This is a genomic window from Deinococcus arboris (genome assembly GCF_009755355.1).
Lineage (GTDB): Bacteria > Deinococcota > Deinococci > Deinococcales > Deinococcaceae > Deinococcus > Deinococcus betulae.
Window position 1 is genome coordinate 97,310 of record NZ_WQLB01000008.1, and the last position, 25,043, is coordinate 122,352.

Genomic DNA, 25,043 nt, shown 5'->3' on the forward strand with positions numbered 1-25,043 from the left:
GCGGGCCATACGCCAGCGCTGACCATGAGGCTCATGTTGAGGCGCCTCACCGTGCGTGATACGCTGCCGCTGCGAAGCCCGCCCCAGCACTCCACTTTCTGCCGGTGAGCAGGTGTCCGCGTCCCACTCTTCAGGAGAGTCATGCCCAAGAAGGAACGCAAACGGTTGCAGGTGGTGATTAGCGACGAGCAGGACGCTCTGCTGACCCGCACCGCTTACGAACTGTCCAGCCCCGAACGACTGATTAGCAAAAGTGAAGTGGTGCGCCTGGCCATCGAGAAAATTGCCCGCGAACTGGGTGAGGGCGAGAACATCGAGGAATACCGGGCCATTCTGGAAACCGAAGACCTGAGTGACGAGCCTTAAGAAAAGCTAGCAAAAGGCTTCTTTACACCCAGTAGACCCAGGCAGATTGACCCAAGTTCGTCTAAGCCCATTCGGTGAACGGCAAAACACAAGGATTGACAGGGCGGCCAGGCCAGAGCGGGCCGCCTTCTCCATTGGTAGGGCTAGCTTCGTCTGGTCAGGGACGGGCCGCCGCCAGTGGGGCGTCCAGAATCCGGCGACCTTGCAGAAAACGCGGGGCCCAGTACCGGTCAGTCAGCAAGCTGTCCACCGTGACGCGGCCCTGATAGCTGTTGGCGCTGACAAACTGATCATCTCCCAGGTAGATGCCCACATGCGACACGCGGCCGCCACCTTCGGTGTCGAAAAACACCAGGTCGCCGGGTTGCAGGTCGCTGGAGGCCACGGCAGTCCCCACGCGCGCCTGCTCGGCGCTGGTGCGCGGCAGGGCAAAACCCAGAGGCGTAAAGACCTGCAGCACAAAGCCGCTGCAATCGGTGCCGGTGCGGGTCGTGCCGCCGTACGCATAGGGGGTGTCCAGCAGGGCCAGCGCGGCGCGGCGCCACTCGGGGAGAGGGAAAGGAGATGACAGAGTTGACGGGTCCACCAGCGCCGGGGCCGCCACCACGTCATGTCCCGGCTCGCCGGGCAGGCCAGCGCGCGGCATGGGTGCGCCGGGCTGCACCGTCGGCGCGGCAGGGATAGGGGCGCCCGGCAGGAACGGCGAGCCGCCGATGCCAGAGGCGCCTGGGCCCGCCGCCGGAGCGGGCCCAGGACCGGCTGACGCCAGCGGTAATTTCAGCACCTGCCCAGCCTTCAGCGTGGCGCCGATGGGTAGGGCGTTTGCCGCCAGCAGGCTGTCCACGGTGACCCCATAGCGGCGGGCCAGGGCATACAGGGTGTCGCCGGGTTGCACCAGATGGGCCTGACTGGCCAGGGCCGGCGCGGCGCTGATCTGGGTGGGCAGCGCCTGCGCTGACAGCAGGGGCGGCGGGGTCAGCGCAGGCGCCTCGGGGGACCGCAGGCGCAGCACCTGTCCCACCTTCAGGGCGGAACTGCTCAGGTTGTTCAGGGTTAGTAGGGCGTCCAGGGTCAGGCCCGCACGGCGCGCCAGGCCATACGCCGTGTCTCCTGCCTGCACCGTGACGCTGGCCTGACCGCGCAGGTCGGCGCTGCCAGTGCCCTGGGCCTGGGCCCCAGCACCCAGCAGCAGGCCCGCCAGCAGGGCGGCGCGCAGGGCAGGCAAGGGACAGGAAGGCAGGCTCATCAGGTCAGGGCACAGAAGCACAGGGCGCCCATGAGAGGCGCATCAAGACAACCACAGGAACGTAACCAGAGCACCGTAACACGCGCCCCTGACCGGTGCAAGCCTCCCGGACACCAGGCCAGCGGGTGGAACCCCGCACACGGTTACCGCCAGCCGCAGGCGTATGGTGGGCGCGTGAGAAAAAGGCGCCGGGCAGGCAGTGAACGTCTGAAACAGAGGTCGGCCGAGGGGCCGCGTGTGGTCCTGCGAGGGGAGGCGGCAGGGCCAGGCGTCAAGGTGGCCCCGGTGGCACGCGCCTGGCCCCTGCTGGACCTGGGCGCGTGACGGCTGGCTTTCAGGCCTGGCGCTCCCGGACCTTCAGTGCCTTGCAGCACCCGAACTACCGGCGCTACTGGTTTTCGCAGCTGCTGTCGCTGGTAGGGTCGTGGATGCAGGCCACCGCGCAGCAGTATCTGGTGCTGGAACTGTCGGGCGGGTCCAGCGCGGCGCTGGGCTGGGTGACGGTGGCGCAGTTTACCCCCAGCCTGCTGCTGTCGCTGTTTGCTGGGGCCGTAATTGACCGGGTGCCCCGGCGGCAGGTGCTGCTGGCCACACAGATCACCCTGCTGCTGACGGCCACGGCGCTGGCGGTCACCACGCACCTGGGCGCCGTGTCCTTACCGCTGGTCATGCTGATTGCCTTTGTGGGCGGCGTGGCCAACGCCTTTGACATGCCGGCCCGCCAGAGCATGGTCGTGGACTTTGTGCCGCGCAGCGACGTGCCCAACGCGGTGGCGCTGAACAGCCTGTCGTTTAACGTGAGCCGCACCCTGGGCCAGGCGCTGTTTGGGGTGGTGGCGGCGCTGGGCGTCAGTCTGCTGGCTGGGGGCAACACCGACAATGTGGCCCGGCTGGCGCTGCCCTTTTACCTGAATGTGGCTTCGTTTTTCGTGGTGCTGTATGTCATCGCAACCCTGCCCTTTCCAGAGCGCGAACAGGGCGTGCGTGGCCGCATGACCGACGACATCAAAGAGGGGCTGCGCTACGTGCGGGGCACCCCCGCCGTGCGCGACGTGATGCTGCTGGTGGGGGCACTGAGCCTGACCATCATCAACTTCAATGTCATCATTCCCTATTACGCCCGTGTGGTGTTTAACGCGCGGGAAGCCACCTTCGGGGCGCTGTCCGCCGCCTTCGGGATCGGCGCGATGGCCGGGGCGCTGTGGCAGGCCAGCCGGCCCAATCCCCTGCGCAACCTGCGGGTGGGGGCCGCCATCTTGCTGGTCAGCGCCGCGCTGCTGGCCCTGACACCGGGACCGGTGCTGGCCTTTCCAGTGCTGGCCGCCTGCGGCTTTGGCATGCTGAGCCTGCTGGTCAGCGCCAACAGCACCGTGCAGCTGACCATCCCCGACGCCCTGCGCGGGCGCGTTATGAGCCTGTATTCCTTTGTGCTGGTGGGCATGGGCCCGCCCGGCGCCCTGATCGCCAGCACCCTGATTAGCCGGGAAGGCCTCCTGGGGCCGCGCTGGGGTCTCCTGGTACTGACCGGGCTGGGGCTGCTTGCCTTGCTGGCGCTGTGGGGACGCCTGCCACGCCGTCTGACCGGCACAGACGCCCCTCAGGGACGCCCGGCAGTCTGAACAGGGTGCAAAGGCCGCGTGACAAGGGAGGCTGATATTCTGCCGTTATGGTTTCAGACCGCCGCCCTGATTCGCACGCCCGCATCACCTGGGCGCTCTTCGTGATTGCCCTGGGCGCGATCATCGGGATTGGTACGACCGCCGCGCTGCTGGCCCGCAAAGACCGCCCCCTGCCCGACGACCCCGACGCACCCCTGTTTATCTGAGCCAGGGGTCTTCCCCACCGGCCCACGCCGCCGCTGAAGAATTGGACTTCAGCGGCGGCGTGTTGTTGAGCAGGCAGGTGAGAGTTATGCACCCCGGTGTTTGGCTTACCAGTTCAATCCGAACAGACCCAGAAAGCGGCGCCGTAACCTGGCAGAGCTTCGTCGGAGAGCGAACAGCAGCAGAGCAAATTCCTCAAAACGGCGTTTTCTCAGTGTGAACGGGCGAGACGAACTCTGCCTGAGGCCAGAGAACAGGCGCCCCTCTCAGCTGCATCAGAGCCAGCATCATTCTCTTTTGCAGCTCTGGTCCGGCCTGAGGCGAACGCAGGAAAGCGCCCACCGAAGTTTTCTCCCCACTTCGAGGGTCAGCTGGGCAGCGGCGCCGCCCCCAAGGCCAGCCGGGTCAGGGCGCTGGTCAGTACCGCCACAGCGCGGTCATATTCAGTCAGGTCCAGCTGTTCGTCGGGCGTATGGTCCAGGGCGCTGTCGCCGGGGCCATACGCCAGGGTGGGCACTGGCCAGTGCGGGGCCACCACGTTCATGTCGCTGGTGCCGGTCTTGACCTTGAAGACGGGTGAACCGCCCTGCGCCCGGATCGCCACCCGCAGGGCACGGGTCAGGGCATTGTCCTTGGGGTAACGCACGGCGCTCTCGTGGCCCACAAATGTCAGCGACACCCTGCTGAGGTCGGCCAGCAGCGTGCGCAGATCCGCCTCGGCCTGGGCCGGCGGCACAGCAGGCGGCAACCGCAGACCGAAGGTGCCCTCGGCGCGCTGGGTCAGCCCATCGCTGTCAGAGTGCAGCGCCTGCACCGTGGCCTGCACGCTGCCGTAAATGCTGCCCGGCTCGCCGGCCTGCGCCGCCCAGCCCCGCACCCGGAACCACGCTTCGGCCAGGTCATCCCCGGCGCTGTGGCCCTCGCCCGCCGTATGGAAGTTGCCGCATTCCGCCAACGCCCGGACCACCAGCCGCCCCTTGTAACCCAGGGTCAGCCCTTCCCAGCCGCTGGGTTCACCAATAAGGACCACGTCTGGCGTCAGGCGGCGAGCGATGTGATGGGCGCCCCGGCTGCTCGGGGCCTCTTCCTCGGTGGCGCCCACCACCACGAAACGCGCCGCCGCCAGGGCCTCGGCGGGCAGGGCCGCCACCGCCGCCAGAAAGGCGCACAGCGACCCCTTGGCATCCACACTGCCGCGCCCGTGCAGCACGTTCCCTTCGACCCGCACCGGAATGTCGCCCGGCACCGTGTCCATGTGGCCTAAAAGCGCCACGGTCAGCGGCCCCTGCCCCCGTTCACCCACGGCGTTGCCGGCCTCATCAATGTGGGCGGTAAAGCCGCGCGCCGTCATCCAGTCGCGCAGGTACTCGGCCAGCTCGCTTTCCTGCCCGGACAGCGAGGGAATGGCCACCGCCTGCGTGACCAACTCGCGGGCGGCGGCGGTCAGCGGGTCACTCAACGTCCATCACGCCGGCCCCTTCACTCGAGGCGCGCGCCAGCAGGGCCAGCAGCCGCGCCAGGTCCGCCAGGGCCATCAGGGCGATGGTGCCCACGCCGCCGGCCAGCAAGGTCCACAACCCGCCCAGCCGCTCGCCCGCCTGAAATTGAAAAAACGCCAGCGCGACCGCGCCCAGAAACAGCACGGCGCCCAGCACGCGCAAGCGCCCGGTCAGGCCGGCCACCACCTCGGCCTGCCGGAACAGGGCGGCCGCCGCCCCCGCTGACCCGCGCAGGAGCAGCCCCGGCGACGGGACCGGCTCGGTGATTGGAGCGGCGGTAGTGGCCGGACGCGGCTCGGTGCGGCTGGGACTGAACCCCGACGAGGAAATCACGACCGGCGTGGCTGGGCGCTCGGCCGGTGCAGGGTCTGCGGAGGCCACCGCTGGCACCGGCGCTGTCTTGGGAGACGCGGCAGGTTCAAGCTGAGGCGCTTTAGATAGGGTGGGCGCCGGCTCAGGGGGAGCGGGCCGGACCGGCGCAGGCGTGGGCGCCACCTGAGCCGCCGATGTCACCGATTTGGGCGCAAAGGTTTTGGCGCCGCCCGCCTGGGGCAGCGGCGTGGTCGGCTGCTCCTTGGCGCGGGCGGTGGCGTCGCGCACCTGCCCGAAAAACGCCTGCACGCCCGCCGGATCAAAGCCAAGCAGACTGGCCGTCAGGGCAGTCCCAGCCGGGGTTTCGACCCGCAGCAGGCCTTCCTGGTCGCTGTGAATGCGGGTCAGGTCGCGTAGGGTCACGCGGCGGGTGCCGGCGCCGTCCTGATACAGCAGCGTGGCGGCCGTCAGGGCAAACAGCGCGTCGTCGCGTTCTAGGGCCGACAGGGGCGGCTCGGTCATTCCGGCGGCCTGCACGGCTTGCAGGGCGCGCTCACTCGGGACACGCTGGGTCATGAAGTCCTCCCCGGCGCGGCGCGGCCTCTTTCTCAGCTGGATGCCGGAAGCGGGCCGCCACACGCCGTTTAACCCGCACAGCATACCTGCCCCCGGCCCCCGCGTGCCCACGCTGGGCACCCGCATGAACAGCGGCTGGAGGCGCGTCTCATGGGCGGCATGAAGAGAATTCGCCGGCCCTCTCACCCCGCTGCGCCCCAGGGGGACGCACACTGCCCTCATGACAGACGACGCCCGGTACGGCGCTGCGCCCCTTGGCAAAAGCGTGGAGGAAATCGAGCAGGAAAGCGGCAACCTGACCAACGATCCCCGCGAGGGCGAAGCGGTGCGCCGGGCCGAGGCAGCGGTGGTGCCGGCCGTGGTCAACGGCACGACCTCGGGGGTGCCCGCCGTGATTCGCCCCGACGTTCTGATTGACCAGAGTGGCGGCGCCGACGACGGCCGCACTGTCACCAACCGCGACAGCAGCGAAGAAGTGTAGGCACAGGTAAACGCAGGACTGGGCCTTGAACTGCCCGGTCCTTTTTATGTCCAGGACACGGAGGCGTCAGGCGAGAGAGCCTCTGACGCCTCCGTGTTCTATATCTATAGCTGTCTCATGGTGCTGCCCAGCCCCGATCACCGTGTCGGCCACTTCCCTGAGACGCTCTGGGCTTGAGGGTGGCCCATCTGACTTGCTGCCAGTAAATGACCGATAACCCCTCGCTCTAGTGGCCTGATTGAGGCGTGGTCTGATAGTGGTCAGACGATAGATCTCATTCTTCCGGAGCCGCAGCCTGTTCCGCTCTGCGCCGATCTCCCTGCTGAACGCGGCGGAAAGCGCTGCTCAGCTCGTTTTCAGGCAGGGGCGGCGCACTCCAGCGGTGGACAGGTGGCGTAAGCGGTGGCGGCGGTGTGCCCTGACCGTATAAGCCATTCAGAGCGACGCCAACATTCCCCAGCCCCCGCCCAACTTTCGCCCAGGCTTCTCGCCACGACCTCACGAGATTGGTCTGGCGCTGTGCTGTTCGTCGCTTGCTCGGCATGAGCAGCAGCCTAGAGGGGCGCTGGGCGCTGCGAATCTGTCGGGTGGCCTACGCACTGACTGCTCAGGCGAATGCCCAGATGCACCAGCTCACTGCGGAACCCAGAGCAGCCGATGGTGACGACCCTCAAAGGCAACGAACTGAGGGCCAGTAAGAGACAGGGGCGTAGGCAGCCTTGAGAGATGTTTCTGGCTTCAGGGAGGAATCGGCCGCCGCTCTGAGCTGTCAACGTTGCCCGTCAGCAGACCCCTATCCAGCCACCAGGTCGCGGGGGCGGTAGGTCACGGCTTCGGCCAGGTGGGCCTCCCGGATGTCGTCACTGCCGGCCAGATCGGCCACGGTGCGCGCCACACGCAGCACCCGGTCAAAGCCGCGTCCGGTCAGGCCCAGTTGCCGCGCGGCGGCCTGGGCAAACGCCTGAGGACCGGGTGCCAGTGGCGCCGCCTGGCGCAGTGCCTGCCCGGTCAAGTCGGCGTTGCGCCCGCCCTGACGGCCCTGCATCCGGTCCCGGGCCGCCAGAATGCGCGCCCGCACTGGCGCCGAAGGCTCGGGCTCCGGGGCGCGGGTCAGTTCATCCACCGTCAGCCGAGGCACCCTCACCAGCAGGTCCAGGCGGTCCAGCAGCGGCCCACTCAGGCGCGCGGCGTAGCGGGTCCGCTGGGCGGGCGTACAGACACACGGCTTTTCGGGGTCAGACTGAAAGCCGCAGGGGCACGGGTTCATGGCCCCGATCAGCTGAAACCGCGCCGGATACTGCACGCTGGCCCGCGCCCGGCTGATAGAGACCGTGCCGTCCTCAAGGGGCTGGCGGAGACTTTCCAGCGCCTTGCGCGAGAATTCTGGGAATTCGTCGAGAAAGAGGAGGCCGCGGTGGGCCAGGCTGACCTCACCGGGGCGCGGCACGCTGCCTCCGCCAATCAGGCCCGCGTCCGAAACGGTGTGGTGGGGCGAGCGGTACGGCGCAGCCAGATTCAGGCGGCCCCGCGCCGTCAGCAGGCCCGCTGCCGAATGAATGCGCGTGACTTCCAGCGCCTCGGCGCGCGTCATGGGCGGCAGGAGTCCCGGCGCCCGCCGCGCCAGCATGGTCTTGCCGCTGCCTGGCGAGCCTACCAGCAGGAGGTTATGGCCCCCAGCCAGCGCAATCTCCAGCGCGCGGCGGGCGCCCGCCTGGCCTTTGAGGTCCGCTAGGTCCAGGTGGGCTGTCTCGGGGGCGTCCGGGGCTGGGGGATCGGCTGGCGTCAGGACGGCCTCGCCGCTGAGGTGCCGCACCGCGTCCATGAGGTGACCGGCGCCAAAAATCGGTACGCCCTCAATGAGCGCGGCTTCCTGGGCATTGCCTGCTGGCAGCAGGGCACTCAGGTTCAGGTCGCTTGCCAGTAAGGCGAGATTGACCGCTCCGGCGATGGGGCGCAGGCTGCCGTCCAGGGCGAGTTCGCCGGCCATCAGGGTGCGGTCCAGCGCGGCCGCCGGTAACAGCTCCTGAGCCGCCAGCAGCCCTAGGGCGATGGGCAGATCGTACAGCGGCCCCTCTTTCCTCAGATCAGCGGGCGCCAGATTAACGGTGATGCGGGCCGCCGGAAAAGGCAGTCCAGCATTGCGAATGGCCGCCCGCACCCGCTCTCTGGCCTCACTGACGGCCTGGTCCGGCAACCCCACGATGGCAAAAGCTGGCAGGCCCGGCGACACATCGACCTCAACCTCGACAGGCACGGCGTCCACGCCAATCAGGGCCACGCTGCGGGCGCGGGCCAGCATCAGGGGCGCCCCAAGATCGTCAGACACTTCACAGCTGGCAGGCTAACAGCTGATCGCCGCCCCTGCCGCCGCAAGTGCGGTAGGCAGGAGCGGCGAAGCGGGAGAGCCCTTAGCGGGGGTCGCTGCTGGTGGGCACCGCCACCGCGTCGGCAGGCACGGCAGCCTGAGCGGCAGGTTGCGCGGCCTGACTGGCGGCTGGGGCCGGCGCAATGGTCTGCACCGGGGCAGGGGGCGTGTCGCGCACGCTGCCTTCAAAGTCCTCTTTCAGGTTCTGGGTGCTGCGGCGAAATTCGCGCAGGCCCGCGCCCAGGCTCTTGCCCAGTTCGGGCAGTTTGCGCGGCCCGAAGACCACCAGGGCGACCAGCAAAATCACAATCAGTTCAGCGGGGCCAATATTTGGCATGAGACTTCCTCCTTGGGTGGGGCACCGCAGGGCACGGAGCCGGACGCCCCCAGTGTAGGCGCGTGGGTTAAACGAAATGTCAGTGAGGGGGCAAAGGCGGGTTGGGACAGGCACCCCAGATCGCACCGACGGCAGGGAGGCCAGACCCACAGCGGGAGGGCCGGGAGGCTGCCTCTAGGAGCAAATCCTCTTTTTCTGCCATTGACTTCGGTGCGCTGCTGGCCAAGTCTGCTCAAATCATTTGTGGCAACGGTGGGGGTGACGGCCCTCTTCCTTGACCATAGGAGACCGCGTGTCCCGCTGCGCCTTCCTTCAGACCCTTTCTGTGCTTTCCGGCCCAGCTCGGTAGGCCCGGAGAGTCCCATTCATAAAGGCCACGTACAGCGTGCCGTCGGCGGCCAGCGGGGTGGCCTGCACGCCCGTCGCCTCGCGGTGCTGCCAGCGCGCGGCGCCGCTGCGGAGGTCCAGCGCGCACAGCTGCCCTTCCTCGGAGGCCAGGAAGACCAGGCCCGCGCTGATGACCGGGCTGGCGGTCACGCGGCCCGCCAGCCGGTGCGACCACAGGTCTTCCCCATCCGCCAGGCGCAGCGCGCGCACCTCGCCGCCCCAGCCGGCCAGCACCGCCACCCCACCCGAGAGCGCCGGGGAAGCCCAGACCTCGTCTTCCAGGTCGTAGGACCAGAGGGTCGGCTCGGGCTGCAGCGCCACGCGGCCCGACGCAGCGCTGAGGGCCAGGGCGTGGACCTCACCTTCCCAGGTCGCCACGACCAGCGTGGCCTCGCCGGGGGCGGTGGGGTAGAGGGCCGGGGTGCCGTGAACCGTGCCGACCTCGACCTTCCAGAGCGCGTGGCCGCTGCGGGCGTCCAGGGCGTGCAGCCAGCCGTTTTCATCGCAAATGAGGGCCGCGCCGGCCCACAGCACCGGACTGGCGGCCACTGGACCGCCGGCGCGGTAGGCCCAGCGCAGTTCGCCGCTGTGGGCCCCCAGGGCGTACAGGTGACCGTCGCGGCTGCTGGCCAGCACCTGCCCCCCCCACAGGGTCGGGGCGCCCGTAAATTCGGCGCGGGCCTGGTGCTGCCACACCTGGGCGCCCGTGTGCAGGTTGACCCGCCGTAAGGTGCCGTCCCAGGCCCCAAACAGCACATGCCCGCCCTGGAAGGTGGGCGGGGCCGTGACCTCGTCGCGCGCCGCGTAGGTGGCAAATGGCCGCCCAGAAGCGTGGGTCAACACCAGCTGGCCGCCGCGCGTTCCCACGGCGACCAGGTCGCCCTCGCCCATCACGGCGGCGGGCCAGGTCACCTCGCCGGGCAGGGGTACACTCCAGGCTTCGCGCAGGCGCGAGACCTGGGCCGGGCCGTCCGGGTGTTCGCCGCTGCGGGCCCGGCCGCCCCGGTACTGACCGCGCGCGTGGGCCGTCCACACGTCGCGCCGGGCCAGCGCCCACAGGTGGGCCAGGGCCTCGCCGCTTTCGGGGCGGTCTTCCGCACGTTTGGCCAGCAGCGCCAGCAACACGCGCGCCACCGCGTCCGGCACCGCCGGGTTCAGGTCACGCGGGTCGGTGGGGGCCTCGTAGACATGCTGGTACAGCACGCTCTGGTCGCTGTCACCCATGAAGGGCGGACTGCCGCAGGCGACGCGGTACAGCACGGCGCCCAGCGCGTACAGGTCACTTTGCGGCCCCACCCCGATGCCGCGCGCCTGTTCCGGGGCCATGTACGCCGGGGTGCCCAGGGTCACGCCGCTGCGCGTGAGGTGCCGAGTCTGCTCTGACAGGGCCACCAGCCCGAAATCCATGATGCGCGGCAGCCCCGCGTCGTCCAGCAGGATGTTGCCCGGCGTCAGGTCGCGGTGGGTGATGCCCTGCTCGTGGACAAAGTGCAGCGCCCGCGAGGCGAAGGCGGCCGCTGTCAGGAAGCGGGCCAGCGGCGCCGGGGCGTCTTCCAGAGGCCCCAGTGCGGTCACGGGACCGCCCGTCATCAGCGGCATGGTGAAAAAAGGCCGGCCCCCCTCGGGCTCTATACCCAGGTCCAGCACCGGCACCACGCCGGGGTGGGTCAGGCGGGCCAGGGTGCGGACCTCACGCAAAAAGCGCTCGCGGTCAGAGGGCGGCACATGCGCGTGCTGCACCTTGACGGCCACGTCGCGCGAAAGCAGGGTGTCGCTGGCGCGGAACACGCGGGCGCTGCCCCCCTCACCCAGCAGGGTCAGGAGGTCGTAGCGCCCAGCAAGCTGTGACCCGGTGTCCAGCGGCATCTGCGGGCAGTTTAGCCCTCGGCGGTCCCGGCCGCGCGCAGCTGCCCCGGTGTCACGGGTTCTCTCAGCAGGCGGGCGTACTCCTCGGCGCCGCCCCGCTTCAGGGCTCCGCGCACCAGGTCGCCGCCCACGCTGTAGGTGAAAATGTAAGCCCGGAAGTTGGGCTGCGAGATAAAGCGCAGGCTCTGGCGGGCGCGGGCCTCGCTCGCCGGCACGTGGGCCTGCAAGAACGCCAGCACTTCGGCTTCGCTTTGCCCGTCGGCGTGCAGGCGCATGGCGGCCTCACCGCTCACCCCACGCAGACCCTCGCGGGCACGGCTGGCGGCCAGAAAGGCGCGCACGTCGTCTGGGTCCAGGCCAGCCACCGCCGCCAGGTCGCCGGTCAGCCACGCCTCGACCTCCTCACGCGGCATGACTGCGCGCAGGGCGTTCACCGCAATGCCTTCCGACACCACGCATTCGGGCGCATTGATGAGCTGAATGGCGTGCTCGTGCCAGCCGCGCTCCCTCACCAGCCGCTGCTCTTTGGTGGCGTGTTCGGTGTGGTGGCCGGGATAGCCCTCATGGGCCATCAGGTCAGGCAGGGCCGGCAGCAGCACCGGCAGGTCGGTGTTGATGTCGATGCGGCTTTGCAGGTTACCCAGTGGCCAGTTGTAGCCGCTCCAGGGTTTGTCCTGCACCAGGCCGATCTGGAAATTCTCGCCAGCAGGCAACCCAAACTGCGCCTGAACGCGGGTGCGCAGCTCGTTCAGAATGGGGTCGGCCACACGCAGAATGTCGTCTCTGGGGACGGCCACGCGGGCCCGCAGCGCCTCGTCACGTTCCAGCAGGGTGCCGCTGCCCGGCAGCGCCGCGTCCAGTTCGGCCAGGGCAGCGCGTAACTCGCCCTCGTCAGCGCGGCGCGGCTCGATGTCGTACAGACCACGCACTTCATCGGCGTAGGGCAGCGCCTCGCCAGCCAGCAGACGCGTCATGGTGTGCATGGCGCGCCCCTGAACGGTCAGCCAGGCGCGGCGAGCCTCGTCGGCCACGCCCGCCACCTCATCCAGCAGGGCGGCGGCGGCGTCTTGCAGGGCGTGCGGTTCCCGCGCTTCCCGCACGGCCCACTCGGCGGGCCCCGCATACCCGTCAATAAAGCCGTCCGAATGCGCGTCAATGGCGTGGGCCAGCCGGATATACCGCTCTGCGATGTCCATGCCCGGCAGCATAATGCGGCGCCGAGGGGACAGGACCTCAGGCGCCGCTCTTTTCGAGTGTCAGAAGGGGGTTAGGCGCTTTGAACAGAACCTTTCCAGAGGGGCTCCGCGTACGGCCCACCTCACCCCATCAGGTGATCTCCACTTCCCACGACCCACTCTCCCCTACTCTTCGACCTTCTGACAGCGGTACAGCTTGACGCTGCGGGCCGCGAGGGTGGTCGCCGTGCCGGCCGCTTCGGTGCCGCCTGCGTGGTCGTCGGTGGTGTCCAGCAGCAGTTCCCACTGCTCGCAGCCGGCCAGCTCTGGCAGGCGGAAGTCCAGATCAACGTGCGAGGCGCTGAGCAGCAGCAGCAGGTGGTCGTCCACCAGGGGCCGCCCCTTCTCGTCGGTGTCGTCCAGGCCGCCGCCGTCCAGAAAGATGCCCATGCTCTGGGTCTGAGGGTTGCCCCAGTCCTCATCGGTCATCTCCTGGCCGTCAAAGCGCAGCCACACGATGTCGCGGATGTCCTCGCCACGAATGTTGCGCCCAGCAAAGAACTTGCGGCGGTGCAAGGCCGGGTGCGCCTTGCGCAGCGCAATCGCCTTTTTGGTGAACGCCAGCAGGTCTTCGTCAATGGCGGTCCAGTCGTACCAGCTGATGTCGTTGTCCTGACAGTACGCGTTGTTGTTGCCGCCCTGGGTGCGCCCAAATTCGTCGCCGCCCAGCAGCATAGGCGTGCCCTGACCCAGCAGCAGCGTGGCCAGGAAATTGCGCATCTGTTGCTGGCGCAGCTTGTTGATGGCCTCGTCGTCGGTTTCGCCCTCAACGCCGCAGTTCCAGGTGATGTTGTGGTTGTGACCGTCGTTGTTGCCCTCGCCGTTGGCCTCGTTGTGCTTGCCCTCGTAGGTCACGGTGTCACGCAGGGTAAAGCCGTCGTGGGCGGTGACAAAGTTGATGCTGGCGGAGGGCTTGCGCCCGTCACTCTGGTAGAGATCCGACGAGCCGGTCAGGCGGTAACCGATTTCGCTGGCCAGGCCGCCCTCCCCTTTCCAGAAGGCGCGCATGTCGTCGCGGTAAATGCCGTTCCACTCGGCCCAGTTCACCGGGAAGTTGCCCACCTGATAGCCGCCCTCACCCACGTCCCAGGGTTCGGCAATCAGCTTGACCTGACCGATGACCGGGTCCTGGTGAATGATCGTGAAGAACCCCGAGAGCTGGTCTACCTCGTGCAGGCCGCGCGCCAGCGTGGAGGCCAGGTCAAAGCGGAAGCCGTCCACGTGCATGTCGGTGACCCAGTAGCGCAGCGAATCCATGATGAGCTGCAGCGTCTGGGGGTGCCGCACGTTCAGACTGTTGCCCGTGCCGGTGTAGTCAAAATAAAAGCGGGGGTCTTCGGCCACCAGGCGGTAATAAGTGGGGTTGTCAATGCCCTTAAAGGACATGGTGGGCCCCAGGTGATTGCCCTCAGCGGTGTGGTTGTAGACCACGTCTAAAATGACCTCGATACCGGCGGCATGCAGCGCCCGCACCATGGCCTTGAATTCGTCCACGGCGCCAGCCGGATTGCCTTTGCGGGCCTCGGCGGAGTAGCGCACGTCCGGCGCGAAAAAGGACAGTGTGGAGTAGCCCCAGTAGTTCGTCAGGCCCTTGTCCAGTAAGAAAGGGTCGTCTACATGCTGATGCACCGGCATGAACTCGATGGCCGTGATGCCCAGGTCTTTCAGGTAGGTCAGCACCGGCTCGGTGGCCACGCCTGCGTAGGTGCCGCGCAGTTCCTCGGGAACGCCGGGATGGGTCATGGTCAGGCCCTTGACATGCGCCTCGTAAATCACCGACTGGTGAAAGGGGACGCCAGGCCGCTCGTCGCCCTGCCAGTCAAAGGCTCTGTCATTTGTCACGATGCCCAGGGGCGCGCCGCGCTGCTCCTGCTCTTCTTGCACACTGTCGTCGCCGCCCATGACATACCCAAAGACGCCCCGGTCAAACTGCTCAGTGCCGTCCAGCGCGCGGGCGTAAGGGTCCAGCAGCACCACGTTGGGGTTAAAGCGCAGGCCGCGCTCTGGGGCGTACTCGCCGTGAACGCGGTACCCGTAGTGCTGGCCTGGGCCCACGGCGGGCAGGTAGGCGTGCCATACAAAAGCAGTCTGCTCCCGCAGAGGCACGCGGGTTTCCGTGCCCTCCGCATCAAACAGGCAGAGTTCCACGCCAGAAGCGTTCTCGGAATACAGGGCAAAGTTGGTGCCCTTGCCGTCCCAGGTGGCGCCCAGCGGGTAGGGGCGGCCAGGGCGCATGGGCACAGGGGTGGGCGGCGCAATCAGGGTGGTCATGAAAAGACAGACTCCTTGTCAGGGGGCGGCGTGAGGTGAGGGCAGGGTAAAGCGGTGGGCCAAGTTCAACGGGGCCACTTGCACCGCTCTGGATGCTGGAAACGCTACCAGATGGTGTGCGGGCGACTCCAGAACATCGGCACAAAGCCAAGTGACGGTCAAGAAGGTTCTCACGGACCTCATGGGGTGAATGAAGGGATTTGCCGATTTGGAGCTGTACCGCAAATGGCCAAGTTCTTCAGAGGCACACCACAGCAGATGTGTCGAGCTGTGGAGAAAGACAGAGGCCCTGTCCCTACCGGCAAACACTCCACTCAAAGGGAGCGATGTGATGGCTGCGGGCATTGGAACCGGCCTCCAAAGAGGTTGGTCTGCCGTGTCAATCAGTGGAACTACTAACGCCTATGGCACCAGCAAGCAGCGGCAGTGAAGACATTCATGGTGCTTTATGAACGCCTTCTGCCTCCAAGAACTATGGCCCTTCCTGGCTGAATCCTCTTAAAGGTGCAAGCCTCTATGCTTCTAGTGCTGAGCAGCTCAGGCTAAAAGGGCAAGTCGCCTGGCAGAGGGCACACGCACTGGCCAGAGCAGAGGGTCAATCACATGCAGACCCCAGTCAGGCATCATTCTGCGTGCTGGATGATGATGGTGGGCACCTGCTGTAAGTCGCGCAGCGGTTCCCGCATGGGCTTGACAGGGTACAGGGTGACCACCATCTCGGTCACCAGATTCCGTTCCCGGTTGATTCTGTGGAGCATGTCGGTGGGCGACACCCGCGTGGTATCTGGCCAGTCTGCTTGCCTGACAAACAGCTGGATTTGCTCGACTTCCCAGTCTCCACGGTAGCCGTAATCCGCCCGCCAGTAATACGGCTGAGAAAAATACCCAAAGCTCTGCTGGAAGAACTGGCGCACGTGGGTCGGGTCTTCGAAGGCGTCATCGCTGGCCCCGTGGGGAACGCGAATGACCATCCGCGCCTCTGGCGTGGCCACCCGGTACAGTTCCTGCATCATGGCCAGCGAATCGCGGATGTGTTCGATGACGTGCGAGAGCAGAAATTCATCCACGGACTCGTCTTCGAGGGGCAGGGGCGTGGTGCGGCAGGCCTCAAGGTCAGCAACCACGTCCACGCCAGGGAGGTGTTGAATATCCAGATTCAGCCAGCCGGGTAAAATGGTGCGGCCGCAGCCCACATTGAGACGAACCATAGTGACTCCTTTCAAGATGACGACCCAGGCTGATAGACCTGTTCTACTGGTCTGAACAATGGCAAGTGCAGCGGGCAGAGTTCCTTCTGACCACACCTGGAGCTCTTCTTTGTGACGCCCTCACAATCTAAAGCCGTGCCGTTGAACGGGGTCCATCAAGCGATCTTAGAAATTATTTATCTTTGGCGGAAAAGCAGTGCAGCGTCAGAGAGACCTTGGAAGAAGCCAGCTCTAGGCCTGTAGGGTTTGGGCCTGCTCTAAGAGGCTGCACTGGGTCAGACCCGGTGGCACTACGATTTATTGATAACGACATAAGTCCGGCCTGATGTACGAAACAGAATGGCTTGACCAGTGCAAACCACAGGCCGCAGTAACCAATCGCACCTGCTTCCTTAACCACAATGGGCCCTGGTGACCACGGCATGACCCTACATATGAGCTGTCGCTGCCCTCGGTGCTTCTCCCTCAGGTGGGCAGGTACCGTGACGCCAGCTGTAGAAAGTGATCGCGACGTTCGCCCGTAAGCCTCGATTCATCCCACTCGGCGGCGGCGAGCGCCCGAAGTACCTGGTAGAACGCCAATACGGCCTTCTCATCCGTAGAGAGGGACGCGTAGCCCTCCAGGACACCCTGGAGCACCTCCGGTTCGTGAAGGGCAATGACCGCGAGGTCCATCAGCCCGTCTCCCGCACGCAGGTCTTCGACATCGATCAGCGCCACCTCTCCCGCCGGCGTGACGATCAGGTGCTCCGGTTTGCCGTCGAACAGGATCAGGTGGTGACCGCGAGCGCGCAGCAGAGGCTCGATCCCCTGCCACCAGCGACTCAAGCGGCCCCCCACGTTCTCGGGCGCCGCACCCGAGGCCTGCCAGTACGCCAGCGCGTGTCGCACCCACCCCAGCATCCACTCGGCCCAGGTCTGGTTTTGCGGTGGGGGGCGGCCTCCAGGCAGGGCATGGATCCGGGCCAGCAGGGCGCCGACCTTCCGCTGGGCCTGCACGGGCGTGGACGAGCTCAGCGCCTCACCCTCCACCCAGGGCAGCATCACCCAAGCCGGTTCACCGGACGGCCCGGCCGTAGGGGGATTTATGAGGACGCCATAGGTCCGCAAGTACTCGCGCGCCTCCGCCTCCCGGGTGAGGCCGTCACCGACCGTGTCCAGTTTGACCACGAAAGGGCCTCGGGCAGACTCCACTCGGACCACCGTGCGGTCGCTCCGGTTGACCAACACGGCGTGTCCGGACACAGGGGCCGCCAGAGCCACCTCGGCGCACCGTACAGCAAGGGCGGTACGTATGAACACTGGTTCTCCCAGCGGTGCGTCGTGGTCCGCATCGGCGCGCTCGCCTCCCGTCGAGACGGTGTCCCGGGACCAGGAGGCCCGCTCTTCCTCCAATTGGGTCGCGAGGGCCGAGAAGTGGCGCAGGTAGTCTGCCGTTCGTGCTGCGCCACCAACCTCGCCGATCCGAGCGTAGAAGCGCAGGTCATCCAGCCCAACATGCAAGGTATACGTCAGTAAGCGCCACTTGTAGTCGGGCCAAGCGCTGAACCGGAGCTGGAGGGCCCCGGCCCATTCGCCGCCGGATCGCCAGTTGGCTTTGGCCGCCTCGTAGACCGGATCGCCGTAGAGGGCATTGGCCCAGTCAATCACGCCCGTGATGCGCGTGCCGTCCGTGAGAACGTTCTCCCGGCTGAGGTCGTTGTGAACGAGACCGCGCACCTCGGGCAGATCGCGGGCCATGCGCATGACCTGGGCGTACACCTGCTCAAAGAAGATGCGGTCGAGCAGTGGTCCACCGAACAGGCTGTGCCAGTCGGCGTAGAAGCCGTCCTCGCAGGGGTCCATGATGGCGGCGAGAAAGGCGTGCCAGGAGGAAAATCCGCCCTGGCCCTGGTGGTCAAACCAGCCGTAGCCGGTCGTGGTGGACACGTCAACCTGTGCGAGAGTGGCCAGCAGTTCCAGCCGGGCTGGCTGGAGCTGCGCGAGAAAGTCATTCGAATATTCGGACATCACCCGCCCTGGGGCCCGCTCGCTGACGGCGACGGTCCCGCCCTGGAATGCGCTGATCTGAAGCACGCGGGGAACGGGGAGAACCCTGGCGAACGTTGCCCCAGCGTACGCATCTTTCCGGTAGGCGGCGTCCTGAGTGCCGAAGCGGGCCACCAGGCGTTGGCCGTCTGCCTTGAACCCGAAGGCTTGTGAGAAGTGACCGCCAGCAAGTGGCTGGACGTCAGTCACGGTCAACCCACAGGTTGTCTGCAGGATGGCGGCAGCCTCCGAGGGCGTGTATTCAGGTTTGAGGGTCACGGGGCGAGTGTAGGGAGACATCCTTTCGACCGGCGTCCGCTGGGTGGCCTACGAGCCTTCCAAGACAGAGGTCAACTCGTCTGGTGAGGATTCCAGCTCTGCAGGACCAGCTCCAACTTCTGTCGTGATCAATAGGAGCACCTATACAACGCGAGAAGCCTGCCGTTATCACCGTGCAGCCTGCCACCAGCGAGAAAGAATGCAGTGTCTATCAGCCTCTTCAGCTTTAGCCTTGGCTGTCGTCTGAACCACGCCTGAGCAGGCATGACCTCTGTTCAATCACGGGGCCGTTGTCTCGCCGCGCAGGCAGGGCGCCCGCTCGGGCTGAGGGCGCTTCCCGCAGGCCCGCGCCGCTTCCACGAAGGCCGGAAGATGTCCCCCGACCCTAGCCAGCAGCGCCTGAAAATCCGGCACCAGAGTCGCGTAGGCGGCCACAGCCCCCAGAGAAGCGTTGTTGACTCCCCGCGCAAAGTAGGCGTCGTAACCGGCGTAGCCGCCCCACTCGGTTTTCAGGGCCGCGTACCGTTCATTCAGGCCGCGCAGCACCTCGGCTTTGCGGGCACGCCGCTGCTCGTCGGTCAGGTCACTCGCAGCATACAGCTGCTCCAGGTCGGCGCGGGCAGCCAGCAGCAGGGTCTCGAAGCCCTCCTGCCGCTGCCCGGCCAGGCGGTCGGCCTCCCGCAGTTCGGGGGTGCCGTGGGCCGCCAGCCAGCGCCGCATGCCTTCTTCTTCGACGGCCGTGGCATACGACTCGTTAAACACTGTGTCGCCCGGCACGTACACACTGGGATGCGACAGTTCATGGATCACCGTGCGAATCAGGGTGTGGTCGGGGTAAACCAGCATGGTGGAGAGCAGCGGGTCTTTCAGGTAACCCAGGGTGGAATAGGCGCTGACACCTCCCACACTCACGTCGCGGCCGGCCGCGCGCCGCCTGCTGGCGTCGGCCTGCGCATCGGCCTCGCGGAAGTACCCCCGGTAAGCCACGCAGCCCGCCACCGGAAAGCAGGCGGTGTCGAGCGCCACGCTGAACTCCGAGGCCGAAAAGACATTCCAGACGACAGCAGGCCGCCCCACATCCACGTACTTGCGGAAACTGCCGTGGTCAGGGAGGCCCAGCCCACCCTGGTCTTCAGGGCGCACGGCAAAGGCGCGCGCGTCGGCCGCCAGTTGCAACTTGCGCCGGGTGGCCGCACTGAGGCTGGGGTCGGCCAGCGCTGTCTCCAGCGGGCGGGCGCGGCGCAGCAGGTCCAGCTGCCCGCCCGCCGCCTGGGTCAGATACGCCAGGTCCGCGCAGCCGCTTAAGGCAGGGACCAGCACCAGGGCCAGCGCGGCCAGACTTCGGGAGGTCATGCCCGGAGTCTAGGGCAGGAGGAGCCTGAAGCGCTGGCGGCTCTCGCTTCCAGGCTGATGCCAGCATGGCCGCCACGACCTATTGAAGCGACCGCGCCCCAGCAGGTGGCCAGGGAATCCACTTTACGCCTCTCCGTTGGCCTGAGTTCCGGCGCCTGGGTCACTGCCAGGACGGATTTGACCTATGCTGGCTCGCCTGTCGCCGGGCAGCCCTTCCCGTCACAGCCGCCCGCCGCTCTGCGCAGCCCCTGGCCTCTTTGGCCCCAGCGCAGGGCCTCTATTGCCTATACTTCCCGCATTCACAGTCGAGCGGTCCACCGGCCCAGCCACCCCGGCTGGCGCCGCCGCCCGCCCCCAAAGGAGACCCATGCACGGCACCATGATGGACACGCAGCTGACCGTTCCCACCATTCTGGAGCGCATTCGCACCCAGTACGCCCCGCGCGAGGTCGTGAGCCTGCTGGTGGCGGGCCGCGACGAAGCTGGTAACCCCATTGCCCACAAGCACCGCACCACCTACGGCCAGGTCGCCGACCGCGCGCGGCGCCTGGCGGGCGGCCTGCTGGGTCTGGGGCTCCAGAAGGGCGACCGGGTGGCCACGCTGGCCGTGAACTCGTTTCGGCACCTGGAAGCCTACCTGGGCGTGCCCAGCGCCGGACTGGTGCTGCACACCGTCAATATCCGCCTGCACCCCGAGCAGATTGGCTGGATTCTGAACCACGCCGAGGACCGGGTGCTGCTCATTGAGAACGTCTTTGCGGCCATGATTCCGACCATCAAGGCCGCCTGTCCCCGCCTGGAACACATCCTGATTCTGGGGCCGACGCCGCAGCCCATTCCCTTGCCCGGCGTTCACGACTACGACACCTTTGTGATGGGCAGCGAGCCGCTGACGCGCTACCCCGACCTGAACGAACACGACGCGGCGGCCATGTGTTACACCAGTGGCACCACCGGGAACCCCAAAGGCGTGATCTACACCCACCGCTCGACGGTGCTGCACTCGATTGTCAGCGCGCCCAAAGACGCCCTGAACGTCGGCGAGCGCGACAGCGTCCTGCCGATTGTGCCGATGTTCCATGTGAACGCCTGGGGCCTGCCCTACACCTGCGCGCTGTACGGCGCCAAGCAGGTCTACGCCGGGGTCTTTAGCGACGGCCGCACGGTGGCCACGCTGCTGCAGGACGAGGCCGTGACCATCACGGCGGGCGTGCCGACCATCTGGATGGGTCTGCTGGCCGAACTGGACCGCGCCGCCGCCGCCGGCGAGCCGTACCAGCTGTCGGGGCTGGAGCGCCTGGTCGTAGGCGGCAGCGCCGCGCCCGAGAGCATGATTCGCGCTTTCCAGCGGCACAAGCTGGATATGCTTCAGGCCTGGGGCATGACCGAAACACACCCGCTGGGCACGGCCAGCGGCGTGCCCGTGGGGGTAGACCCCACCAGCGACGAGGGCTTTGCCCTACGCGCCAAGCAGGGCCGCCCCGTGCCCCTGATCGAACTGGGCCTGATTGACGAGGCCGGTCAGCCGCTGCCCCACGACGGCCAGACGATGGGCCGCCTGATTATTCGTGGCCCCTGGGTGGCCAACGCCTACTTCAAGGGCGAGGGACAGAGCAATTTCTTCGAGATAGACGGACAGCTGTGGTTTGACACGGGCGACATTGCCACCCTGGATGACCGCGGCTACATGCACATTCAGGACCGCGCCAAGGACCTGATCAAGTCGGGCGGCGAGTGGATTAGCTCGGTGGACCTGGAAAACGCCATCATGGCCCACCCCGCCGTGGCGCAGTGCGCCGTCATCGCTATGGACCACCCCAAATGGGATGAGCGCCCCCTGGCCGTGGTGGTCCCCAGAGAAGGCCAGAGCGTGACGCACGCCGAACTGGTGGACTTTATCGCCCCGAAGTTTGCCCGCTGGTGGCTTCCCGACGCCACCGTGATGGCCGAGAGCCTGCCCATTGGGGCCACTGGTAAATTCCTGAAACGGGAACTGCGCGAGCAGTACCGCGGCCACAGCGCTGCACAGACGGAAAGCGCGCCTGAGCGGCAGTAAAGCCTTCAGGTGCCAGATGGCCCTACTCCGTTATGTGGGAGTTGCTGGCGGCACCGCAAGGGCATGAAGGCGGCCTTTCAAGCAGCCTCAATTCAATCCAGAGCGAGAACCCGGAGGCAAAAGCTCTCCGGGTTCTGCGCATAACCTTATTGACTCAGCCCAACTCTAGTTCCGTTTCAGCTGCGGTGCGTTCCAGACGTGGTGTCGGTGCCCGGCTTGGTCTGGGCGCTGATGGCGGTGGTGCCCGAAGTCGCATTCGTGCCTTGCGTCTGAGCACTCTGGGTCTGATCACGCTGGTGGCCCTGACCCGTTGGCGCCTGCACGCGCAGCTGGTTGTGAATATCCTTCACGCCGCGCAGGCCATCCAGACAGTCCTCGGCAATCCGCTTTTGCATGCGGTCAGACACCGTGCCCGTGAGGGTCACCTCACCGTCTTTGACCTGCACTTCAATCTCACTGGCGTCCAGCCCGTGATGGTCTTCAAGGGCGTCATTCACGGCTTCCCTGATGCGGTCATCGCTGCGGGTGTAGCCTTTGGGGCCACGGCCACGGTAGCTCTGCTGGCCTCCAGACCCACCACTCATGCCTGCGCCGCCATAATCGGCGCCCTGCCCCCACAGCTGACCACTGCTCCGGTCATTGCCCAGGCGGTCGCTGCCCATCTGGCCCTGATCGTTACTCCAGCCGCCCCGGCCCTGCTGCCCTAAGCCCCCATCACGGCCGCCGTAGGCCATGCCGGATTGATAACTGTCACGGCCACCCATGAAGCCCTGATCCTGACGGTAGAGGTCCTGGCGAGACGGGTCACGCCCATACTGGAGGTGGCCCCCGCCGCTCTGCCCCATGTCACTGGCGCCGCGCCAGTTGCCCTGAGAGCCGTACTGCCCAAACTGGCCGCCACTCTGCTGGCCGTACAGGTCGCCCGAGCGGGCCATACCGTACTGCCCCTGCTGGCCGTAGCCCTGTGCGCCTTGGCCCTGGCCGCCGTAACCGCTCTGCGCGCCGTACTGGCCCTGGCTGCCGTAGCGGTCATCCTGACCACGGTCTATGTACCCCTGTGTGCCCTGGTCGCGGTAACCCTGCGCCCCGCTGCTCAGGCGGCCCTCGTAGGCGCGCCCCGACTGGTCGGCGTAGGTGTCCTGGCGGGAACGCTCCGAGCGGAAGTTGTCGCCAGAGTCTTGTTGGTCCCGGCCTCCATCTGTCCGGTACATCGGCTGACGGTCGTCACGGCGGTCATCAAAACGGTCATCACGGAAACGGGTCATAGCTCTCCTCCGGTGTGGAAGAAACGCAGCAGTCCAGGTCCCCGTGGGGGATTCCATCTGGCGGACCGGGCGGCCGCTGGCTTACGTTGACATCTCCGATGATGACCACCAGTTCAGAGCGCCAGATGACACCTCACTAAAAGGCCGGGTCGCCGACCTTCATTGAGCTTTGGACAAGGCAGAGCTTGGCGCCGGCCCCTGCGGATGGGCTTTGAGAGCGGTCCTTCACTGCACGGATGACCGGAGCGCACAACCATCAAGGCCACGTCGCCTGCGACCTGAGCCTGGAGACCAGTCATTTGCCTCGGCGTGACCCCTCTGAACGTCGCGGGGGTCTGTTTTAAGGAGCCGCAGTTTCCTGCTCTGGCTGGGCACAGGTGTCCCGGTACACGAACTGGTCCAGGCGCTTGCGGTGGCGGCTGCTCCAGTCAATGGTGGGGCGCGCCTGCTCCTGGGGCAGGTAGCCCAGGCGGTAGACCGCCATCAACTCCAGGTCGTCCGGCACGCGCAGCAGGTCGCCCAGCGCCTGCCAGTGGCGCGGAATCTCCATGGGGGTGCTGACAAACTGAATCCCCATGCCCAGTTCGCCCACCGCGTTCCAGACATTTTCTATCGCGGCCCCCAGGCCAAACACCGAGTAAAACCCACTCAGTTCGCCGGGGCGGTACTCGCTGCGGTCCAGCAGGGCGGCCAGCAGCAGCGGGCTCCCGGCCACCAATTTGCGGTTGTCCTCGCCCAGCTTTTTGGGCACGCCCAGCTGCCGCATCAGCTTCAGGCCCGCGTCGCTGAACACCTGACGGGTAAAAGGCCGCAGGGGGCCGGGCAGGTGGTCAATATGAATGCCGTCGCGCCGCGTCTGCATCTCGGCCTCGGAAAAGCGGAAGTAGCGGCGGTAGCGCTCAAAGAACACCCCGGCCTCGATCAGTTCGGTCATGCTCTGGCCCGCCAATGCCGCCACCTGGGCGATGGTCTGGGGGTCTTCAATCAGAACAAAGCGCCAGGGCTGGCTGTTGAAGTGACTGGGTGCGGCCTGCGCCACGCGCATCAGCAGGTGCTGGTGGTCGCGGCTCACCGGGTCCGGCCGAAAAGGGCCGTTGGTGGTGCGCCGGGCCAGCATGCCGTCTATCAGGTTCATGCGGGTCAGGCTAGCAGCCACCCCTCTGCTCTACCGGCCAGCCAAAACCCATCACTCACAGCCAAGCATACAGATGCTATCTGTATACTGTACAGATGGGAAAAACCACCAAGGCCCGCCTGAACCTGACGATTGACCCCGACCTGTACCGGGAAGCCCGGCGCGTGTTCACCGCGATGGAAATGAATATGAGCGCCTTCGTGGAAATTCAGCTGGCCCGCTTTTTGCAGACCACCCAGCCGCTGATGCCTCTGCTTGATCAGGCAGAGAGAGGCGAGCGGGACCTGGCCGAAGCCAAGGCAGCCATGCGCATCTGGTTTGCCCACAGCATCGGCCAGCCGCTGACAGAGGCCTACGGGGTGGCCGGTCAGGAAGTCCTGGGTCCGGTTCGGCCACTGAAGGCCAAGGCAGCCCTTCAGGATGAGGCCGCAAACGATGGCTGAGGCCGTTGGGGAGGCGGCTTTTTGACCGCTGCCAGACATCGCGCCTAGGGGACTTACCGGGTCTCCCTCCTTCCCGAAACTGCCCTGGATGCGCAGCAACGTGGGCCAAGCGGCATCCCGATCCCGAGGAAGCCAACTAATACTTGCTCGGACGGGCAACATAGAAAAGACCCGTCTAGCCCCACGCCCCCCAGGCGCCCGCAGCAAACGCGGCAGCACAGGCCAGCGCCCGCTGCCAGTGGTCGGCGCGCCCTGGCCGGGTACGCGGCATGGTCAGCAGCAGGGCCAGCGCCGGCAGCAGGGCCCAGCCAAAGGCCCCAGAGAGGACCGCCAGCGTCCCACTCAGAGCCGTGCCCACGCACACCGCAAAAAACAGCGCGTGGTGCAGCCAGCGCGCCCGGCCCAGGCGGCGACCCCGTTGCAGCTGTACCCCCAGAGCCAGCAGCGTGAGCAGCAGCGCGCCGGTCAGCAGCAGGGCCAGGTGGTGGGGCGGCATGGCGGTCATGGTGGCA

Annotated in this window: 22 protein-coding genes; 8 read left to right on the forward strand and 14 right to left on the reverse strand. The window is 66.8% G+C overall.

What is annotated here, in order from left to right; all coding sequences use genetic code 11:
• Positions 1–141 precede the first annotated feature (141 nt).
• Entirely contained in the window at positions 142–366 is a 225-nt protein-coding gene (locus GO986_RS08005) for a transcriptional regulator (protein ID WP_157458757.1), read from the forward strand.
• 157 nt (positions 367–523) lie between these two features.
• Here the strand turns inward: GO986_RS08005 and GO986_RS08010 are convergent, their stop codons facing one another.
• Positions 524–1,612: a C40 family peptidase gene (locus GO986_RS08010; protein WP_157458758.1), complete on the reverse strand. Its 1,089-nt coding sequence runs from the start codon at positions 1,610–1,612 to the stop codon at positions 524–526.
• Positions 1,613–1,786: 174 nt separating this feature from the next.
• On the opposite strand from GO986_RS08010, the gene GO986_RS08015 reads away from it, so the two are divergent.
• Genes GO986_RS08015 through GO986_RS22570 form a run of 3 tightly spaced genes read left to right on the forward strand, consistent with a single transcriptional unit; the run spans position 1,787 to position 3,437 of the window.
• The gene (locus GO986_RS08015; RefSeq protein WP_157458759.1) at positions 1,787–1,936 is read left to right on the forward strand and encodes a hypothetical protein; all 150 of its coding nucleotides are present in this window, start codon (positions 1,787–1,789) and stop codon (positions 1,934–1,936) included.
• Complete coding sequence (locus GO986_RS08020) at positions 1,933–3,231, forward strand: MFS transporter (RefSeq protein WP_369409243.1); 1,299 nt, start codon at positions 1,933–1,935, stop codon at positions 3,229–3,231. Before GO986_RS08015 ends, GO986_RS08020 begins: the two co-directional genes overlap by 4 nt.
• Before the next feature lie 47 nt (positions 3,232–3,278).
• Positions 3,279–3,437, forward strand: a complete 159-nt coding sequence (locus tag GO986_RS22570; protein WP_198170525.1) for a hypothetical protein — start codon at positions 3,279–3,281, stop codon at positions 3,435–3,437.
• A 365-nt stretch (positions 3,438–3,802) separates the two neighbouring features.
• On the opposite strand, the gene GO986_RS08025 is transcribed toward GO986_RS22570, so the two are convergent.
• On the reverse strand, positions 3,803–4,894 hold the full coding sequence (locus GO986_RS08025; protein WP_157458761.1) for a [LysW]-lysine hydrolase: 1,092 nt from the start codon (positions 4,892–4,894) through the stop codon (positions 3,803–3,805).
• Positions 4,887–5,822 carry a hypothetical protein gene (locus GO986_RS08030; RefSeq protein WP_157458762.1) on the reverse strand — a complete coding sequence of 312 codons (936 nt, stop codon included), beginning with the start codon at positions 5,820–5,822 and terminating at the stop codon, positions 4,887–4,889. Before GO986_RS08030 ends, GO986_RS08025 begins: the two co-directional genes overlap by 8 nt.
• Between GO986_RS08030 and GO986_RS08035 the strand changes: the two genes are divergently transcribed.
• Positions 5,821–5,985, forward strand: coding sequence for a hypothetical protein (locus GO986_RS08035; protein WP_157458763.1), 165 nt, complete (start codon positions 5,821–5,823; stop codon positions 5,983–5,985). The genes GO986_RS08030 and GO986_RS08035 overlap by 2 nt on opposite strands.
• Positions 5,986–6,042: 57 nt before the next feature.
• Positions 6,043–6,303 (forward strand): hypothetical protein, encoded by a 261-nt coding sequence (locus tag GO986_RS08040; RefSeq protein ID WP_157458764.1) that lies wholly within the window; start codon positions 6,043–6,045, stop codon positions 6,301–6,303.
• Positions 6,304–7,096: 793 nt separating this feature from the next.
• On the opposite strand, the gene GO986_RS08045 is transcribed toward GO986_RS08040, so the two are convergent.
• The 8 genes from GO986_RS08045 to GO986_RS08080 form a co-directional block, all read right to left on the reverse strand.
• Positions 7,097–8,629: a YifB family Mg chelatase-like AAA ATPase gene (locus tag GO986_RS08045; protein ID WP_439648704.1), complete on the reverse strand. Its 1,533-nt coding sequence runs from the start codon at positions 8,627–8,629 to the stop codon at positions 7,097–7,099.
• 82 nt (positions 8,630–8,711) lie between these two features.
• Complete coding sequence (locus tag GO986_RS08050) at positions 8,712–9,005, reverse strand: Sec-independent protein translocase subunit TatA/TatB (RefSeq protein ID WP_157458765.1); 294 nt, start codon at positions 9,003–9,005, stop codon at positions 8,712–8,714.
• Between the two features lie 312 nt (positions 9,006–9,317).
• Entirely contained in the window at positions 9,318–11,258 is a 1,941-nt protein-coding gene (locus tag GO986_RS08055) for a serine/threonine-protein kinase (RefSeq protein WP_157458766.1), read from the reverse strand.
• An 11-nt stretch (positions 11,259–11,269) separates the two neighbouring features.
• A complete protein-coding gene (locus GO986_RS08060; RefSeq protein WP_232337557.1) occupies positions 11,270–12,454 on the reverse strand; it encodes a DUF885 domain-containing protein in 1,185 nt (394 codons plus the stop codon).
• Between the two features lie 165 nt (positions 12,455–12,619).
• Positions 12,620–14,764 carry a glycogen debranching protein GlgX gene (gene glgX / locus GO986_RS08065; RefSeq protein ID WP_232337559.1) on the reverse strand — a complete coding sequence of 715 codons (2,145 nt, stop codon included), beginning with the start codon at positions 14,762–14,764 and terminating at the stop codon, positions 12,620–12,622.
• A gap of 623 nt (positions 14,765–15,387) precedes the next feature.
• A complete protein-coding gene (locus GO986_RS08070; RefSeq protein WP_157458768.1) occupies positions 15,388–15,972 on the reverse strand; it encodes a class I SAM-dependent methyltransferase in 585 nt (194 codons plus the stop codon).
• Between the two features lie 465 nt (positions 15,973–16,437).
• Complete coding sequence (locus GO986_RS08075) at positions 16,438–18,279, reverse strand: phosphotransferase (protein ID WP_198170527.1); 1,842 nt, start codon at positions 18,277–18,279, stop codon at positions 16,438–16,440.
• A gap of 279 nt (positions 18,280–18,558) precedes the next feature.
• Positions 18,559–19,632, reverse strand: a complete 1,074-nt coding sequence (locus GO986_RS08080; RefSeq protein WP_157458770.1) for an aminopeptidase — start codon at positions 19,630–19,632, stop codon at positions 18,559–18,561.
• 367 nt (positions 19,633–19,999) lie between these two features.
• On the opposite strand from GO986_RS08080, the gene GO986_RS08085 reads away from it, so the two are divergent.
• Entirely contained in the window at positions 20,000–21,688 is a 1,689-nt protein-coding gene (locus GO986_RS08085; RefSeq protein ID WP_157458771.1) for a long-chain fatty acid--CoA ligase, read from the forward strand.
• Between the two features lie 176 nt (positions 21,689–21,864).
• Here the strand turns inward: GO986_RS08085 and GO986_RS08090 are convergent, their stop codons facing one another.
• Both GO986_RS08090 and GO986_RS08095 read right to left on the reverse strand, forming a co-directional pair.
• Complete coding sequence (locus GO986_RS08090; RefSeq protein ID WP_232337567.1) at positions 21,865–22,953, reverse strand: BON domain-containing protein; 1,089 nt, start codon at positions 22,951–22,953, stop codon at positions 21,865–21,867.
• A 340-nt stretch (positions 22,954–23,293) separates the two neighbouring features.
• On the reverse strand, positions 23,294–24,088 hold the full coding sequence (locus tag GO986_RS08095) for a nitroreductase family protein (RefSeq protein ID WP_157458772.1): 795 nt from the start codon (positions 24,086–24,088) through the stop codon (positions 23,294–23,296).
• A 95-nt stretch (positions 24,089–24,183) separates the two neighbouring features.
• Between GO986_RS08095 and GO986_RS08100 the strand changes: the two genes are divergently transcribed.
• A complete protein-coding gene (locus GO986_RS08100; protein ID WP_157458773.1) occupies positions 24,184–24,531 on the forward strand; it encodes a type II toxin-antitoxin system CcdA family antitoxin in 348 nt (115 codons plus the stop codon).
• Between the two features lie 175 nt (positions 24,532–24,706).
• Here GO986_RS08100 and GO986_RS08105 read toward each other — a convergent pair whose 3' ends face one another.
• Positions 24,707–25,036 (reverse strand): hypothetical protein, encoded by a 330-nt coding sequence (locus GO986_RS08105; protein ID WP_439648705.1) that lies wholly within the window; start codon positions 25,034–25,036, stop codon positions 24,707–24,709.
• Between the last annotated feature and the right edge of the window lie 7 nt (positions 25,037–25,043).

Bases quoted from the DNA above. Each gene is read 5' to 3' on its own strand.
- GO986_RS08080 (WP_157458770.1), bottom strand. From the start codon at position 19,632: ATGACCTCCCGAAGTCTGGCCGCGCTGGCCCTGGTGCTGGTCCCTGCC.
- GO986_RS08010 (WP_157458758.1), bottom strand. From the start codon at position 1,612: ATGAGCCTGCCTTCCTGTCCCTTGCCTGCCCTGCGCGCCGCCCTGCTG.
- GO986_RS08070 (WP_157458768.1), bottom strand. From the start codon at position 15,972: ATGGTTCGTCTCAATGTGGGCTGCGGCCGCACCATTTTACCCGGCTGG.
- GO986_RS08100 (WP_157458773.1), top strand. From the start codon at position 24,184: ATGGGAAAAACCACCAAGGCCCGCCTGAACCTGACGATTGACCCCGAC.
- GO986_RS08090 (WP_232337567.1), bottom strand. From the start codon at position 22,953: ATGACCCGTTTCCGTGATGACCGTTTTGATGACCGCCGTGACGACCGT.
- GO986_RS08005 (WP_157458757.1), top strand. From the start codon at position 142: ATGCCCAAGAAGGAACGCAAACGGTTGCAGGTGGTGATTAGCGACGAG.
- GO986_RS08055 (WP_157458766.1), bottom strand. From the start codon at position 11,258: ATGCCGCTGGACACCGGGTCACAGCTTGCTGGGCGCTACGACCTCCTG.
- GO986_RS22570 (WP_198170525.1), top strand. From the start codon at position 3,279: ATGGTTTCAGACCGCCGCCCTGATTCGCACGCCCGCATCACCTGGGCG.
- GO986_RS08095 (WP_157458772.1), bottom strand. From the start codon at position 24,088: ATGAACCTGATAGACGGCATGCTGGCCCGGCGCACCACCAACGGCCCT.
- GO986_RS08040 (WP_157458764.1), top strand. From the start codon at position 6,043: ATGACAGACGACGCCCGGTACGGCGCTGCGCCCCTTGGCAAAAGCGTG.
- GO986_RS08030 (WP_157458762.1), bottom strand. From the start codon at position 5,822: ATGACCCAGCGTGTCCCGAGTGAGCGCGCCCTGCAAGCCGTGCAGGCC.
- GO986_RS08105 (WP_439648705.1), bottom strand. From the start codon at position 25,036: ATGACCGCCATGCCGCCCCACCACCTGGCCCTGCTGCTGACCGGCGCG.
- GO986_RS08050 (WP_157458765.1), bottom strand. From the start codon at position 9,005: ATGCCAAATATTGGCCCCGCTGAACTGATTGTGATTTTGCTGGTCGCC.
- GO986_RS08060 (WP_232337557.1), bottom strand. From the start codon at position 12,454: ATGGACATCGCAGAGCGGTATATCCGGCTGGCCCACGCCATTGACGCG.
- GO986_RS08085 (WP_157458771.1), top strand. From the start codon at position 20,000: ATGCACGGCACCATGATGGACACGCAGCTGACCGTTCCCACCATTCTG.
- glgX (WP_232337559.1), bottom strand. From the start codon at position 14,764: ATGACCACCCTGATTGCGCCGCCCACCCCTGTGCCCATGCGCCCTGGC.
- GO986_RS08035 (WP_157458763.1), top strand. From the start codon at position 5,821: ATGAAGTCCTCCCCGGCGCGGCGCGGCCTCTTTCTCAGCTGGATGCCG.